Raw genomic sequence first — 14334 nt, 5'->3', positions numbered from 1 at the left:
TCATCGCCTCTGGATTATTGTTGTCAACGCTTAATCATCTGTAGGAGGCGCGCAAGGCGCTACTAATAGTGCGGCACGCGCGCCTACTTCGACGTTGGCATTGGGAAACACCACGTGGAGCGAAGTATCCCCGACCCGGTAGTCGCCGTTTTGGCTATCTTTGGCTAAACAGGTGCCGGGCGCAAAACCGGTGAAATTAAGTGTGTCATCGGCAAAGCACAAGGTGAAGTGGTCGCTATGGCGCATTAGTTCGTGCTGAACACGAAAATACACCATCGAGTCGGCTGGTCGTGTCGCTGGTGGTGTGCCTTCGCTAAGGCTTGCCAGTAGTGCCTGCATCGGCCGGAGCGCGGCCATATCGTTTTGTCCGAAAGGCGCTACGCGCCCCAACTCGAAGGTGAACGATTGGGCGCCGTGGTAATGCTTGCTGTAGTGGGAAAATGTCCAGCTATGCTGGTGCTGGTGTAACACGGCTTGCATATCGGCGGCGGCCAGCCACTCCCATTGCGCTGAATGGGTTTGGGTGTCGGCGTAAGGTTCGACGACGAAACGCGGGTAGAGGCTGCCGCGAATGGCCGTATGCAGGTCGTAATGCAGCTTGGGCAACCCGGCGTGCTGGTTGAAAAACGCATCTACCTCGTCCATTAACTGCCGTGCTCGCGCTGGCTCCTTGCCGGTCTCGGCAAGCTCACGGGTAAACAGTCGATTCAGATTGGTATGCATGAACCGTTGCTGGGCTTTAAGCGCCGGGATATTGCCGAGAATCACCAAAACGGGCGCGCCGAGAGTCAGCGTGCCGGCTTCCAGCGCGCTAAGCCAGGCGCCGATCAATTCGACGGGCGCGGTCTCGTTGCCGTGAATCGCGGCGGAAAAAACACAGGCGTGGGCGTCGCGGCGTTGCGTATCCGGGGTCAGGCGTAAAACGCCGGGGGCGGATACGTCAAAGTGACCGCTGGCAAACCGGCCCTGGCGGGAGGCATTGCGTGACTCGTCGAGCGTCCAATCCAGCCACTCGCTTAGCATGCGGACACCTCGTGACGGGTAACCGAACCGGCGAGTAAACATTGCGAAGTAATGTGGCGTCGTGTCATGTTGAATGCAGCAAGGTAATAAGCGTGACACACCTTTACCATGTTCGGCTTAACCGACAACCCTGAGCGTCGTTCGCGTGAAAAAGCGCGGTGGGATCGTGAAAAATCGTCAAACAAAAACGCTCGGAGCGCCCGCTTGGCATTCTCCGAGCGTCGCCCGTTTTTGATCAATACTTACGCTGAGCGTTGGCGCTGCATTTCCGCGTTATATTCGCCTGCCAGCGCGGTTTTCTGCTGGTCTTTCAGGCCTCGCCCGGCTAGCTGGAACACTTCTTGTTCTTCTTCATCCAGGTGGTGGGTCACCAGGTGCTGAAGTTTTTTAGCGTGGGTAAGCCAACTGGTCGCGCTGTAGTCCGTTTCATCGAGCAGTTCGATCATCTCGTCAATTTCATGGTGCTCCGCCACGCTATGACGAGCTTTTTCCTGGGTTAAATCGATATCCATCATGGGAATATAAAGCGAGCGTTCTTCAGCGTTGGCGTGGTATTTCAATTCCGCGCGCACCCGTTGATAGAGTTCCTCTCGTTCGTCGCTATCGCCATGGGTTTCCACCAGGCGTGCCAGCAAGTCGCGCTGAATGTCGTGGTCTTTGCGTAACGCTTCAAAAATGGTCATTTGTCTCTCCCTGACGGGTGGGGGTGAGTAAAAGCTAGTCAGCGGCGACCAAAAGCGCAAGCAGGCGAGCGTCGACGAAATCGATGCTCACGGTCGAAAACATTCGCTTTTTTCTACGTCTCACTGCGCTATGTTGAGCTTACAGTACTTAAACGCAACACATCGCAACGCTAAGGAGTAAGCAATGACGAATGTATTGGTGCTTTACTATTCTATGTACGGTCATATCGACACGCTGGCAGAAGCCGTCGCTGAGGGTGCTAAAAGCGTTGACGGTATCAACGTCACCGTAAAACGCGTACCCGAAACCATGCCGGAAGAGGCGTTTAAAAACGCCGGTGGCAAGCAGGACTTTACGACGCCGGAAGCGTCTCCTCAGGAACTGGCCGACTACGACGCGATTATCTTTGGTACGCCAACACGCTTTGGCAATATGGCTGGTCAAATGCGTACCTTCCTGGATCAAACAGGCGGCTTATGGGCGAATGGTGCCCTGCGTGGCAAAGTAGCCAGTGTATTTACGTCTACCGGCACTGGCGGCGGTGATGAGACGACGATTACCTCTACCTGGACGACGCTTGCCCACCACGGCATGGTGATCGTACCAATTGGCTACGGTATTGAAGAGCAGTTTGATATTTCCAAGGTGAGCGGCGGTACGCCCTACGGCGCCGCAACGATCGCCGGTGGCGATGGCTCTCGCCAGCCCGATGAGCGCGAGTTAAAAATTGCCCGCTTCCAGGGTGAGTTAGTCGCGAAAACGGCAGCTAAACTGGCTAGTTAATCTGGTTCAAACAGTTTGCAAAAGCCTCGCCGGACGTATCCGGCGAGGCTTTTTGTGCTTGGCGTTATAATCTCACTACGCCCCGCGTGCTGCCGTGTAAATTGTGTAGACGGATTGGCTGGCGGTCATGAACAGTCGGTTGCGGCCCTTGCCAGCAAAACACACGTTTGAGCAGACTTCGGGCAGCAAGACCCGCCCCAGCAGGGTGCCTTCCGGTGAGAAGACCACCACCCCATCGATGCCTTCGCCTCCATTGGCGCTTGACCAGATATTGCCATCCACGTCGCAGGTCATGCCGTCGAAGATTGTATCTTCGCTGGTAACGATCACTTGCCGATCGCTGACGCTACGGCCATCCTCGCCAAGCGACCAGCGAATAATCCGGGCTGGCTCGTCGAAGTGAGTGGGGGCGCTGTCGCTGGCGTAAAAGCCATCGCCATCCGGTGTCAGCACAATGCCGTTGGGTTTGTGGATATCCTGGGTCAGCATGATGGGCTCATCGAGGTTGTCATCGACGTAATAAATCGCTGTCTCGAGCTCCAGCTCACGCTTCTTGCCTTCATAGTCAAAATGGGCGCCATACCCGGGATCGGTAAAGATCACGCCACCGGAAGGTAGGGCAACCACATCATTGGGTGCGTTGAGAGGTTTGCCTTGATAGCGCTCGGCGAGGACGGTGGTACTGCCGTCCCACTCGTAGCGCAAGACGCGTGCGGGGTAGTGCTCGCAAGAGACCAGTCGGCCCTGGTGGTCAAAGGTATTGCCGTTAGAGTATCCGACATTGTCTCTCAAAACGCTGACTTGGCCTGTCGCTTCGTCCCAGCGCATCTGCTTGGCACGGGGTATATCACTGAAAACGACGTAACGTCCCACAGCGTTCCAAGCTGGCCCTTCTGTCCATAGCCCTCCGCTCCAATGGCGTTCCAATGGACTATTGAAAAGCATGTAATTACTGAAGCGTGGATCTTCGACCTGCCAGGCGTCAATGGGATAGCGTTCAGGGGTGGGGCCTGGTGAGCCATTCAAAGCAAAAAGCTGAGGTGACGAACCGGCAGCGGCCAGGGCAGCCGTTGCCGAAAGGAACTGACGGCGTCCAAGTTTCATAGCATTGTCCTGATTGTTGTTTGAAAGCGGTGTTATGAGCGAAGTGAAACCGACGTTTCATCCACTCTCAGGGCAAATGTAGAACATAAGATATTAGAAGTCATACATTGGCTGCCCGGCAGAGTGTATCCGGGCAGCCAACCGCTATGGCAAGTGAACGTCTATGCCCATTAGTTAATGGGTAAGACTCATCTCATTGTGAAATAGTGTCGGCAATCGCCTTGCCCAGGCTTGCGGTGGTACCTTGCCCACCCACATCGCCTGTGAGTACTTGGCTATCGCCTTCGCTGAGCACTTTTTCAATGGCCGTGACTATGGCGTCGGCGGCTTCTTTATAACCAAGATGCTCCAGCATCATCGCCCCGGACCAGATTTGACCGATAGGGTTGGCGATGCCTTTACCGGCGATATCCGGCGCGCTGCCATGAACCGGTTCGAACAGGCTGGGGAAGTGGCCTTCCGGGTTGATATTCGCCGATGGCGCAATACCGATGGTGCCGGTACAGGCGGGGCCTAGGTCGGAAAGAATATCGCCGAATAAGTTGCTGCCCACCACCACATCAAACCAGTCCGGGTGAAGGACAAAGTTAGCGGTGAGGATATCGATGTGGAATTTATCCACGGCGATGTCTGGATACTGCTTGGCCATCTCGACCACGCGTTCGTCCCAGTAGGGCATGGTGATCGAGATACCGTTGGACTTGGTGGCTGATGTCAGCTTTTTGCGCGGCCGCGTTTGTGCAAGGTCAAAGGCGTACTTTAATACCCGGTCGACGCCGGTGCGGGTCATAACCGTGTCTTGAATAACCACTTCACGGTCAGTGCCTCCAAACATTTTGCCGCCAACGCTTGAATACTCGCCTTCGGTATTTTCGCGCACCACGTAGAAGTCGATATCGCCCGGCTGGCGGCCTGCTAGCGGGCTTTTAATGCCCGGCATGAGTTTGCAGGGGCGCAGGTTAATGTACTGGTCGAACTGGCGACGAAACTGGAGCAGAGAACCCCACAAAGAGATATGGTCGGGCACTTTGTCGGGCCAGCCCACCGCACCGTAAAACAGCGCATCGAAGCCTTTTAGCTGCTCGAACCAGTCTTCCGGCAGCATGCTGCCGTGTTCCAGATAGTAGTCGCAGCTGCCAAACTCAAAGGTAGTGAACTCAAGCGCAATATTAAACTGCTTGGCGGCGGCTTCCAGGGCACGGATGCCTTCGGGCATAACTTCAGTGCCGATGCCGTCCCCGGCGATCACTGCAATTCGGTGGGTCATAAGGTCTCCTGTTAAACGTTTGGCGGGCAAGCCTCGCCCTGTTTGACGTCAATCAGCTCGTCGGTTGCAAAATCCAGCTCGGCGGCACGCTGGCGGAGGAGGTTTTCTACATCGCTCTCCAGGGTGGGCGTGCGGGCGAGAATCCATAAATAGTCGCGGTTAGGGCCGGCGACCAGCGCCCATTGGTAGTCGTCGTCCAGCTCAAGTACGTTATAGCCGCCGTAGAAGGGCCCAAAGAAGCTGACTTTTAGGCGGCCAACGGTTTCGTCATCGATAAAATAAGCGCGCCCTTCGGCCTCATCCCAGGCTTTCTCTTCCAAGTTGTAGCCGCGGTTAATCACTTTGACGCCGCCGTCATCGCGCAGGCTATAGCTGGCTGTTACGCAGTCTAGTCCCTCCTCAAAGGAATGATCCAATCGGGCAATTTCATACCACTGGCCCAGATATCGGTTAAGCTCAAAGTTGGTGACGGGCTGAGTGCCGTCGGGAATGCCGGTGCAGCCAGCGAGTACAGCGCCGCTCAGGACAACCGTCCATGGCTTCAACATCGAGAGCTCCTAATTTGACAGGCGTTTGCTAATTTTGGCGTCGACCATAACAATAAGTTAATTAACTCATAATACCCATGAGGCGTTGGCTATGTGGCACCAAGAGGAGATTCACTTATCCGAGCGGCCACGGGGGTTTCATCTTATCACCCACGAGCTGGTAGGAGCGTTACCTTGGTTGGCAGAGTGCGAGAGGGGACTTTTGCACCTACAGCTACTGCATACCTCGGCCTCTCTGACCCTTAATGAAAATAGCGACCCGGACGTACGTCACGATTTAGATGCGTTTTTGCGTGAGTTGGTACCCGAAGGGCTGCCCTATTTTCGCCATACCTTGGAAGGATCGGATGACATGCCCGCCCACGTAATGGCCAGTTTGATGGGGACTCAGCTGTCGTTAGCCGTGCGTAGTGGCCGTTTGGCGCTGGGGACGTGGCAGGGTATTTGGCTTGGCGAGCACCGTGAACAGGGTGGAGAGCGGCGTATACTCGCCACGTTATCTGGGCAGGACTAACCTTAATGCCTGGGAAAAGCGTGATGTGTCGTCATACGCCCTAGGCGATTGAGGCGTATGCGTGATAGGTGGATTGCCACCGACGGATAAGACAATGCATGCTGCATGCGCTAATCCGCCGGTGGGTAGCAGGCGATCTTGTCGCGTCGCCTTAGTTGTTAAGCTGGGCTTCGATAACCGGCCAAGCAGGGTCGCCGTCGGTGGTGGACACGTCGGCGAGCATCGCTTCCACGCGCTCGGCATTTTCGTTGATCCACTGCTCGGCAACGCCGTCCAGCTCACGTTCTTCCTGGCCAAACTGCTGAATCATCCAGCTTTGTTCTTCTGCAGTGAAGGTGAACTGTTCAAAAAACGTCACGACATTGGGATTGGCGTCGGCGTAGTCGGCACGCAGCAGGGTGAGAACTTCGCTTTCGCCATTGTTCTCGCCGAACAGGTCTTCGGTATCGTCAAGATAACGCATCGGCAATTCAAGGTTCATCCAGTGCGGTGTCCAACCGACCCACACAATCGGTTCTTCCCGAGAGATCGAATCGCTGGCGGCGGATAGCATTGCCACCTCGCTGGTATCGACCAGTTCCCAGTCACCCAGTCCCCAGGTGTCGTTATCAATGGCGTTGTTGATAATTTCGCTGGCCGCTGAACCGGCACCGAAACCATGAATTTCGCCATTGAGCTGATCACGGTAGTCGTCGAGATCGGCAAAGCTTTGCAGGCCATCATCAAACAGGTATTCCGGCACTGCTAGGGTCATCTGTGCGCCGTCAACGTTGTTGGCGACATCGACCAGAACGCCTGACTCTTTGCGCGGGTTGAACATGTCGCGCTGAGCGGGCAGCCAAGCGCCCAAGAAGGCATCAATATCACCGCTTTCAATGCCTTGATAAATCACCTGCAAACCGATTTCTTGGGTGCTGGTCTCGTAGCCCAAGGGGTTGAGCAACTGCTCGGCGATGGCGGTTTTGACCGTAATGCCCGGCCATGCGGGTACGCCAAAGTCGAGGGTTTGGTCATCGGCGTTAGCCGCCGAGGCAAATAGGGCGGCGCCGGCGAGGGCGATGCCCGAGGCGAGAGGCTTAAGATGTGTCATGTGATCTCCTTGCTTGGTTTATTTTATGCGTTGCGCGCGAGGACGCGTAGCCGTGAAGCGAGCATGTCACGGTCTAAATAGGTGCCTTGCAAGTGGCGTGCGCCGCTATTGGGATCGAATTCACGCCGTCCGTGTAGAACGCGACGGTTGTCGAACGCCACCATTTCGCCCGGACGGAGGGTGAACTCAAGCTGGTGCGCCTCACTGTGAAACAGCTGCCATAACACGCGATAGGCGCGGTACCAGGCAGTCATTTTGGGTGCGGGCAGATGCAGCGTGTCGCGAATCCAGTTGTTTAGGCGCATTTCGACGAGGTTGCCTTCATCGTCGAGCTTGATAACCGGCGCACGCACGGCAATGTCGTGGGTCTCATCCTGAAAACGAAAATCGATAGGGGTATCGCTTAGGATGGCCAGTGCTTCAGGATCTTGTTCGCGCAGGGCATTGATCACCCGCGCACCATCGGCAAACAGTGACTCGCCGCCGCTGGCTTCGTTTTGCAGGCAGTAGAGCAACTGAATGTCGGGCGGTTGACGCCAGTTAGGCAAGTCGATGTGCAGCGCTAAGCCTACGGCGGTGTAGGCCGCGTTGTTGGGGTTAGGCTTCGAGCGTACATCAAAGCGCGAGCCAAAATTGGTCGCCCGTTGAGGGCCAATGCGCTCGGCTAAGCGGCTAACTTCTTCCTCAACCAGCGGCCCCTCGGTCATCAGAGCCAGGCCATCGCGCAGCATGGCGGTCAGCCAGGCTTTTTCACCCTCGGGCGTTAAAAAGTCGGCATGACGGATACGCTCGGGGGTGAACTGATCTTGCCAGGGCTTGAGCGCTGGAACGGACGTGGGTAGGTCGGCTTCCGGGCGGCGCTGGTAAAGCCAGCCGCTATGAAAGGCGCTCTCGTGACCATCTTGCCACGTCAGGTATAAATGACCGTCCGAGAGGGCGATAGCCGGTGTCTCGTTGATCTCCTCAAGCGGCAGGTACAGCCGTTCGCGGGTTTGCGGGTGACGGCAAGCAGGGCAGGCGCAATGATCGCGTAGCCACAGCAGGGGGAGGGTGGTGTACTGACCGTCCTGCCAGGTTAGCTGAATCCCGTCGTCGGTGGGCACCGCTTCAGTCAGCGATGGACCGTCTTGATAAGGGGCTAATTCGCCCATTTGAGGCGCTTGGCGTTGCTCTTCAGCAAAAACGGCACTGTTCATCACTTTCTCCCGGCCTTGAACTAATTACGTGCTGTATAGGATGGGCAGTCGCATCGGCAGTGACAAACGATTAATATGGCCCCTAAGACCTCATTCAGCTTATAGGTAACTTTTTCATGAGCGCATTGCCGCCGCTTTTATGGTTACAAGCCTTTGAATCCGCCGCGCGAACGCTAAGTTTTACCGCTGCCGGTAATGAGCTGGGGGTGACCCAGGCGGCGATCAGCCAGCGTATCCGGTTGTTGGAAGATCGCTTAGGCCAGAAGCTGTTCGTTCGGCATGCCCGAAGCCTCACCCTCAGTCCTGCCGGTCAGGCCTGGCTGCCCAGTATTCACGATGCGTTTGCGCGCATAAGCGAAGGCACGTCGGAGGTTTTCGGCGTGACCAGTGAACAGCCGGTGACGTTGCGTTCAACCCCGGTCATTCAGCAGTCGTGGCTGGCGCCTCGGTTGATTCAGCTGCACCACCAGCACCCTCATTTATCGTTGCGCCTGGTTAGTGCTATTTGGCCGGATGACTTTGGTCCGGAAGGCGCAGATATCGAGATTCGCTACGGCCGCGGTGAGTGGAGCGGTGTCGAGATGTGGCCGCTGGGGGACGAGGAGCTATTGCCGGTATGCTCTCCGCGCATTGCCCAAGGCCTGACTTCTCCCGAGGCTTTAGCCGGGCACACCTTGCTCCATGCGGTGGGGTTCGGGGTTGGATGGCCTGGCTGGTTGCAAACCGCCGGTGTGGCGCATTTGGAAGCCGAGTGTCACGCGCTGACCTGCGATAATCAGGTGATGACGCTGGCGCTGGCAAGTCAGGGGGGAGGGGTTGCCTTGACCCACCGCCGCTTATTTGAACAGCGCGACGATTTGGTCGCACCGTTTTCGATAAGCGTGCCCACCGACGAGCGTTTCTGGCTGGTAAGACCTAGCCGCCGCCATGTGAGTGACGAAGCCACGGCTGTCTGGCAGTGGCTGCAAAATGCGATCGCCTGATACACCACCAACGCTAAGCGGTATTCCATTCGACAGCAGGAGAGACGCGATGCCCCGACCCGAATTGCTTGAGCAAATTTACACCATTGTCGACCAGATTCCGGTGGGGCGGGTGACGACCTACGGGCGGATTGCCGCCATGACCGAGGGCGCGACGCCGCGCATGGTCGGCTCGGCGATGCGTCATCTACCCGACGGTCACCAGTTGCCCTGGCACCGGGTCATCGCTGCATCGCTGAAGCTTGCCGATCATGGCGGTGCGGCTCGTCAGCATCAAAAACTGCGCGATGAAGGCGTCGTGTTTGATGCTAAAGGGCGGGTGCCTAAGCACCTTGTTTGGCCAGATTAATTCAACTGACTTTATTAACACCAACGCCGCCTTAAAAGGCGGCGTTGGTGGAGGGGCAGCGATTGCCAGCGGCTGTGCGTTAGTCGTCGAGGTTAGCGCCCGACTTCCACGACCAATCGCGCCAGCGGAGATCAAACAGATCCTTGCGGCGGTCTTTCAGGTTGGTCACCGAGCCTTCGGCACGCACCACCGTTAGGCGGGTTAAGTCCAAGTCTGAGAAGAAGATCATCTCGGTATTGGGCGTCGTCTCGGCCAGCACCGCGTCATGAGGGAAGGCAAAGTCGGAAGGCGAGAACACCGCCGACTGGGCGTACTGGATATCCAGGTTCTCAATGGACGGCAGGTTGCCGACGCTGCCGCACAACACCACGTAGCATTCGTTTTCAATCGCCCGCGCCTGGCAGCAATGGCGCACCCGCAGGTAGCCGTTTTTGGTATCAGTCCAGAAGGGCACGAACAGAATATCCATGTCCTGATCGGCGAGCAGGCGACCAAGCTCAGGGAATTCCACGTCATAGCAAATCAAAATACCCACGCGCCCGGCATCGGTATCAAATACCTGCAGGTCGTCGCCGCCTTCAATCACCCAGTCGCGGCGTTCTTGAGGCGTGATATGCAGCTTCGACTGTTTCTCAACGCTGCCGTCGCGATGGAACAGGTAGGCCACGTTATACAGCCGGTCATCCTCGCCAACTTCAATCATCGAGCCGCCGACGATATTGATGTTGTAGGACACCGCCATCCGGGAAAGCTCAGTGCTAAACCGGTCGGTAAAACCGGCCAAAAAGCGAATGGCCCCCATCTGATCCTGTTGAGCGTCGCGGTCTTGCAGCCCCATTAACGGCGCATTAAACAACTCCGGAAATACCGCAAAGTCACTTTGGTAGTCGGAGAGCGCATCCACGAAGTACTCGATCTGCTGAAGCGCGGCTTCGACGGATGAAAACTCGCGCATTTGCCACTGTACCGCGCCAACGCGTACTTGGGTCGGGCGGGTATCCAGCACGCTTTCGGCGGGTTCGAACAGAATGTTGTTCCATTCCAGCAGCGTGGCGTAGCCGCGCGACTGTTCGTCTTCGGGAAGGTATTTGCGCAGCAGCCGCTTCACCTGGAAATCGTTCGCTAGCTGGAACGACAGAATCGGATCGTAGATTTCCTTGCGCGAGACTTTATCTATGTATTGAGCCGGGGAAAGCTCGCTTGCGTGCTGGTGGTATTCGGGGATTCGCCCACCCGCCAAGATGGCGCGCAGGTTGTGTGACCGGCACAGTTCTTTACGCGCCTCATACAGGCGGCGGCCCAGCCGGTAGCCGCGATAATCGGGATGGATCAGCACGTCCAACCCGTACATGGCATCGCCGTCCTGGTCGTTACGAATGATCTCACGATGCCCAATCAGGTCGTCGTACTTATGCGGGTTGGAGAACTCGTCGTAATCGACCTGCACGGTTAGGGCGACGCCAACTAGCTTGCCATCATCCTCGATGGCAATCTGACCATCGGGGAATTCTTGAATCAGTTTGTCGATGGTCAGCTTAGGCCAGGCACCACCAATATCGTGATACACCGCATCCATCAGCGCCTTGAGCTGATCGTAGTCATCGCTCGTCAGGTTGCGGAGATTAAGGTGCAGTTCTTCTAAGGACATTGTCAGAGGTATCCTACAGTCGGATAAAGTTGCCCGATTGTATCATTGCTCGGCACCACTAGACTTAACACGGGATAAACTTCGCGTTAACGGCTGGGTCAGCGTTTGGGCCATAATGACGCCGGCCAATATTAATAGTCCGCCGATAAAGTGGAACCCCGCCACCTGTTCACCCAGAAACGCCATGGCGATAAGCGCACTGAACAGCGGCATCAGGTTAATGAAAATACTCGCTTGGCTAGCGCCAATCTGACGCACGGCCCGCATCCATAAAAAGGTCGTGATAATCGATGCAGGAATCCCGGCGTATAAGATAAGTCCAATATTTTGGCTATCCACCGGCGTCATCGGCCCCAATAAGTAAGGCGGTAGCAGGAACAGCACGGCAAAGCAGACCTGAGCGTAGAGCATGACCCATGGCGGTAGCTTCATTGACCAGCGTTTTAGCATCACACCATATAGTGCGTAGCAGGTGGCCGCCGCGACCATCAGTGCATCGCCATAGGCGACTTGTAGCTGCAATAGTGAAAGCGGGTTACCGCGGCCCAGTAGCACGGTGACGCCGATAAACGCCACTATCCCGCCCATAATGCCACCGCGGGTTGGTGGCTCGCGTAAAATCAACGCACTTAACAGCACCGTCAATAGCGGTACCATAGCGGCTAATATGCCCATGTTGGTGGCGGTGGTGGTTTCCGCCGCCACGTAGGCTAAGCCTTGCCATAAGCCCATGCCGAGAAGCCCCAGTAAGGCGAGCTTGGGCCAATGGCGGCGGATTTCATCGCGATGGCGCAGCGCGGCGGGCAGTACAAACGGTGTCATGACCGCGAGCGCCAGTAGCCAGCGTAAAAACGCGATGCTGCTCGGCGCTATGGCCCCAACGGTCATCTGGTTAATGGTCATGTTCCCCGACCAGATCAGCACGGTGGCCAGCGGGGCTAAAAAGTAAATAAACGGCATAGCATAGTCCCTTATCGTTAGCCGGTTAATGTGACCTGCTTTGGCGCGATGAGCAAGAGCCAAAAGGGTATGCGGGTGAGGCAAAAGGCTGTACGTCGTGCGCTGCATGTCATACGCTTGTTTGAATTATTATATGAACAACGCCAAGGAGAACCGTGATGAGTCATCCCCCCGCGTATCCGTACCTGTTTCGCCCGCTGACGCTTGGCCATTTAACGCTGCCCAACCGCGTGCTGATGGGCTCAATGCACACCAACTTGGAAGAAGCACCGAATGGCTTTGAGCGCCTGGCGGCGTTTTATGCCGAACGGGCACGCGCCGGGGTCAGCCTAATCGTTACCGGGGGGATCGCGCCCAATGCCGAGGGTGCGGTGTTCCAGGGAGCCAACGCACTAACCGAGGCCTCGCAGCTGGCGGAACATCGTAAGGTGGTTGATGCCGTCCACGCCGAGGGCGGGCATTTGTGTATGCAGATTCTGCATGCCGGACGCTATGCGTACTCGCCCGAGCTGGTCGCGCCATCGGCGATTCAGGCACCGATCAACCCCTTTACGCCGCGTGCGTTGACCAGTGACGAAGTCGAGCAGCAAATTGATGACTACGTACGTTGCGCGAGTCTTGCCCAGCAGGCGGGCTATGATGGCGTTGAGGTCATGGGCTCTGAAGGCTATTTGATCAATCAGTTTATTTGTCAGCGCACCAATCAGCGCGATGACCAGTGGGGCGGTGACTTTGAGCGGCGTATTCGCTTTCCGATTGAGATCGTCGAGCGCATTCGTGCCGCCGTGGGCGAGCGGTTCCTGGTTATCTTCCGCCTGTCGATGATCGATCTGGTCGAAGAGGGTAGCTCTTGGGAAGAAGTCGTGGCGCTGGGACGAGCGATTGAAGCCGCGGGTGCGAATGTGATCAACACCGGTATTGGCTGGCACGAAGCCCGAGTGCCGACCATCGTGACCAGCGTCCCTCGGGCCGCTTTCACCGAGGTGACCAAGCGGATGAAGGCCACGCTGTCGATTCCGCTGATTACCACCAACCGCATCAATATGCCGGACGTGGCCGAGCGAGTGCTAGCCGAAGGGCACGCCGATATGGTCTCGATGGCGCGGCCGTTTCTGGCTGATCCCGAGTGGGTGCGTAAAGCTGAGGCGGGGCTGGCCGACGAGATCAACACCTGTATCGCCTGTAACCAGGCCTGCCTGGATCATACGTTTGCGGGCAAGTTGACCTCGTGTTTGGTGAACCCTCGCGCTTGCCACGAATCTGAAATAACGCTTACGCCGACTCAATCGGCAAAGCGTGTGGCGGTGGTCGGCGGTGGCCCGGCGGGTCTTGCCACGGCGGTGGCCGCTGCGAGCCGTGGGCATCAGGTGGTGCTGTTTGAACGCCGCGCCGAATTAGGCGGGCAGTTTAATTACGCCCGCAAAATCCCTGGCAAAGAAGAGTTTAACGAGACGCTGCGCTACTTCCGCGTGATGCTTGAAAAACACGCCGTTGAGGTTCGGTTGAACACCCTCGCGACGCCGGACGCGCTGGCCGAGTTTGACGAGGTGGTGATTGCCACCGGCGTGGTGCCTCGCGAGTTGACGTTGCCTGGTGCTGATCACCCCAGCGTGCTGAGCTACGCTGAGGCGATTGAGCAGCCCGAACGGGTTGGCCAAACCGTGGCGGTGATTGGCGCGGGTGGCATTGGTTTTGACGTCTCTGAGCTGTTAGCCGACCAACAGCATACCGCGCTGGATCTCGAGGCCTGGTGCGACGAGTGGGGCGTCGACTTAGCGATGGATGAGCGCGGCGGGCTGAAAACGCCAGTACCACCGGCCTCCCCGCGGGACATCGTCATGCTGCAGCGTAAAACGTCCAAACCGGGCAAAAATCTGGGTAAAACCACCGGCTGGGTGCACCGCTCGTCACTCAGGCAGCGCGGGGTAAAAACCCTCACCGGCTGTGAGTACCTGAAAATTGATGACGAGGGTTTGCATATCCGCCGTGACGGTGAAGAGCAACTGCTCGCCGTGGCGTCGGTGGTGGTATGTGCGGGACAGGAGTCGGTACGCGACTTGATCACGCCTTTGGAACAGGCAGGCGGCCGTGTGCACGTGATTGGCGGTGCCGATGAAGCCGCCGAACTGGATGCCAAGCGTGCTATTGAGCAGGGCACCCGCCTAGCGGCTTCCTTATAACCTTG

The 14334-nt window shown here is 57.0% G+C and carries 14 protein-coding genes; 5 read left to right on the top strand and 9 right to left on the bottom strand.

All coding sequences use genetic code 11. From position 1 onward, the window contains the following. Window positions 1-30: 30 nt before the first annotated feature. On the bottom strand, window positions 31-1023 hold the full coding sequence (locus tag BLR97_RS15630) for a succinylglutamate desuccinylase (RefSeq protein WP_089707452.1): 993 nt from the start codon (window positions 1021-1023) through the stop codon (window positions 31-33). Between the two features lie 242 nt (window positions 1024-1265). Beyond that, window positions 1266-1706: a hemerythrin domain-containing protein gene (locus tag BLR97_RS15625; RefSeq protein WP_089707451.1), complete on the bottom strand. Its 441-nt coding sequence runs from the start codon at window positions 1704-1706 to the stop codon at window positions 1266-1268. A 184-nt stretch (window positions 1707-1890) separates the two neighbouring features. On the opposite strand from BLR97_RS15625, the gene wrbA reads away from it, so the two are divergent. Further along, window positions 1891-2490 (top strand): NAD(P)H:quinone oxidoreductase, encoded by a 600-nt coding sequence (wrbA, locus tag BLR97_RS15620; RefSeq protein ID WP_089707450.1) that lies wholly within the window; start codon window positions 1891-1893, stop codon window positions 2488-2490. 75 nt (window positions 2491-2565) lie between these two features. On the opposite strand, the gene BLR97_RS15615 is transcribed toward wrbA, so the two are convergent. The 3 genes from BLR97_RS15615 to BLR97_RS15605 all read right to left on the bottom strand — a co-directional run bounded on the left by BLR97_RS15615 (window position 2566) and on the right by BLR97_RS15605 (window position 5409). After that, a complete protein-coding gene (locus BLR97_RS15615; RefSeq protein WP_089707449.1) occupies window positions 2566-3594 on the bottom strand; it encodes an SMP-30/gluconolactonase/LRE family protein in 1029 nt (342 codons plus the stop codon). Window positions 3595-3787: 193 nt separating this feature from the next. Continuing rightward, window positions 3788-4861, bottom strand: coding sequence for a tartrate dehydrogenase (locus tag BLR97_RS15610; RefSeq protein WP_089707448.1), 1074 nt, complete (start codon window positions 4859-4861; stop codon window positions 3788-3790). A gap of 11 nt (window positions 4862-4872) precedes the next feature. Then, entirely contained in the window at window positions 4873-5409 is a 537-nt protein-coding gene (locus tag BLR97_RS15605) for a lipocalin family protein (RefSeq protein WP_089707447.1), read from the bottom strand. A 91-nt stretch (window positions 5410-5500) separates the two neighbouring features. Between BLR97_RS15605 and BLR97_RS15600 the strand changes: the two genes are divergently transcribed. Then, the gene (locus BLR97_RS15600; protein ID WP_089707446.1) at window positions 5501-5923 is read left to right on the top strand and encodes a secondary thiamine-phosphate synthase enzyme YjbQ; all 423 of its coding nucleotides are present in this window, start codon (window positions 5501-5503) and stop codon (window positions 5921-5923) included. 151 nt (window positions 5924-6074) lie between these two features. Here the strand turns inward: BLR97_RS15600 and BLR97_RS15595 are convergent, their stop codons facing one another. Both BLR97_RS15595 and BLR97_RS15590 read right to left on the bottom strand, forming a co-directional pair. Beyond that, on the bottom strand, window positions 6075-7013 hold the full coding sequence (locus BLR97_RS15595) for an ABC transporter substrate-binding protein (protein ID WP_089707445.1): 939 nt from the start codon (window positions 7011-7013) through the stop codon (window positions 6075-6077). A gap of 23 nt (window positions 7014-7036) precedes the next feature. Beyond that, window positions 7037-8209, bottom strand: coding sequence for a TauD/TfdA family dioxygenase (locus tag BLR97_RS15590; RefSeq protein WP_170833044.1), 1173 nt, complete (start codon window positions 8207-8209; stop codon window positions 7037-7039). Window positions 8210-8325: 116 nt separating this feature from the next. Between BLR97_RS15590 and BLR97_RS15585 the strand changes: the two genes are divergently transcribed. Together BLR97_RS15585 and BLR97_RS15580 are read left to right on the top strand one after the other, a co-directional pair. Further along, window positions 8326-9192 carry a LysR substrate-binding domain-containing protein gene (locus BLR97_RS15585; protein WP_089707444.1) on the top strand — a complete coding sequence of 289 codons (867 nt, stop codon included), beginning with the start codon at window positions 8326-8328 and terminating at the stop codon, window positions 9190-9192. A gap of 49 nt (window positions 9193-9241) precedes the next feature. After that, the gene (locus BLR97_RS15580; RefSeq protein WP_089707443.1) at window positions 9242-9541 is read left to right on the top strand and encodes an MGMT family protein; all 300 of its coding nucleotides are present in this window, start codon (window positions 9242-9244) and stop codon (window positions 9539-9541) included. Between the two features lie 79 nt (window positions 9542-9620). On the opposite strand, the gene BLR97_RS15575 is transcribed toward BLR97_RS15580, so the two are convergent. Beyond that, window positions 9621-11189, bottom strand: coding sequence for a bifunctional GNAT family N-acetyltransferase/carbon-nitrogen hydrolase family protein (locus tag BLR97_RS15575; protein ID WP_089707442.1), 1569 nt, complete (start codon window positions 11187-11189; stop codon window positions 9621-9623). A 42-nt stretch (window positions 11190-11231) separates the two neighbouring features. Then, window positions 11232-12149, bottom strand: coding sequence for a DMT family transporter (locus BLR97_RS15570; protein ID WP_089707441.1), 918 nt, complete (start codon window positions 12147-12149; stop codon window positions 11232-11234). Between the two features lie 158 nt (window positions 12150-12307). Here BLR97_RS15570 and BLR97_RS15565 point away from each other — a divergent pair, with 158 nt between their 5' ends. After that, entirely contained in the window at window positions 12308-14329 is a 2022-nt protein-coding gene (locus BLR97_RS15565; RefSeq protein ID WP_089707440.1) for an NADPH-dependent 2,4-dienoyl-CoA reductase, read from the top strand. Window positions 14330-14334 lie beyond the last annotated feature (5 nt).

The organism is Vreelandella arcis (genome assembly GCF_900103865.1).
Lineage (GTDB): Bacteria > Pseudomonadota > Gammaproteobacteria > Pseudomonadales > Halomonadaceae > Vreelandella > Vreelandella arcis.
Note: the sequence above shows the minus strand (reverse complement) of the source record. Positions and strands in the feature narration are given on the sequence as shown.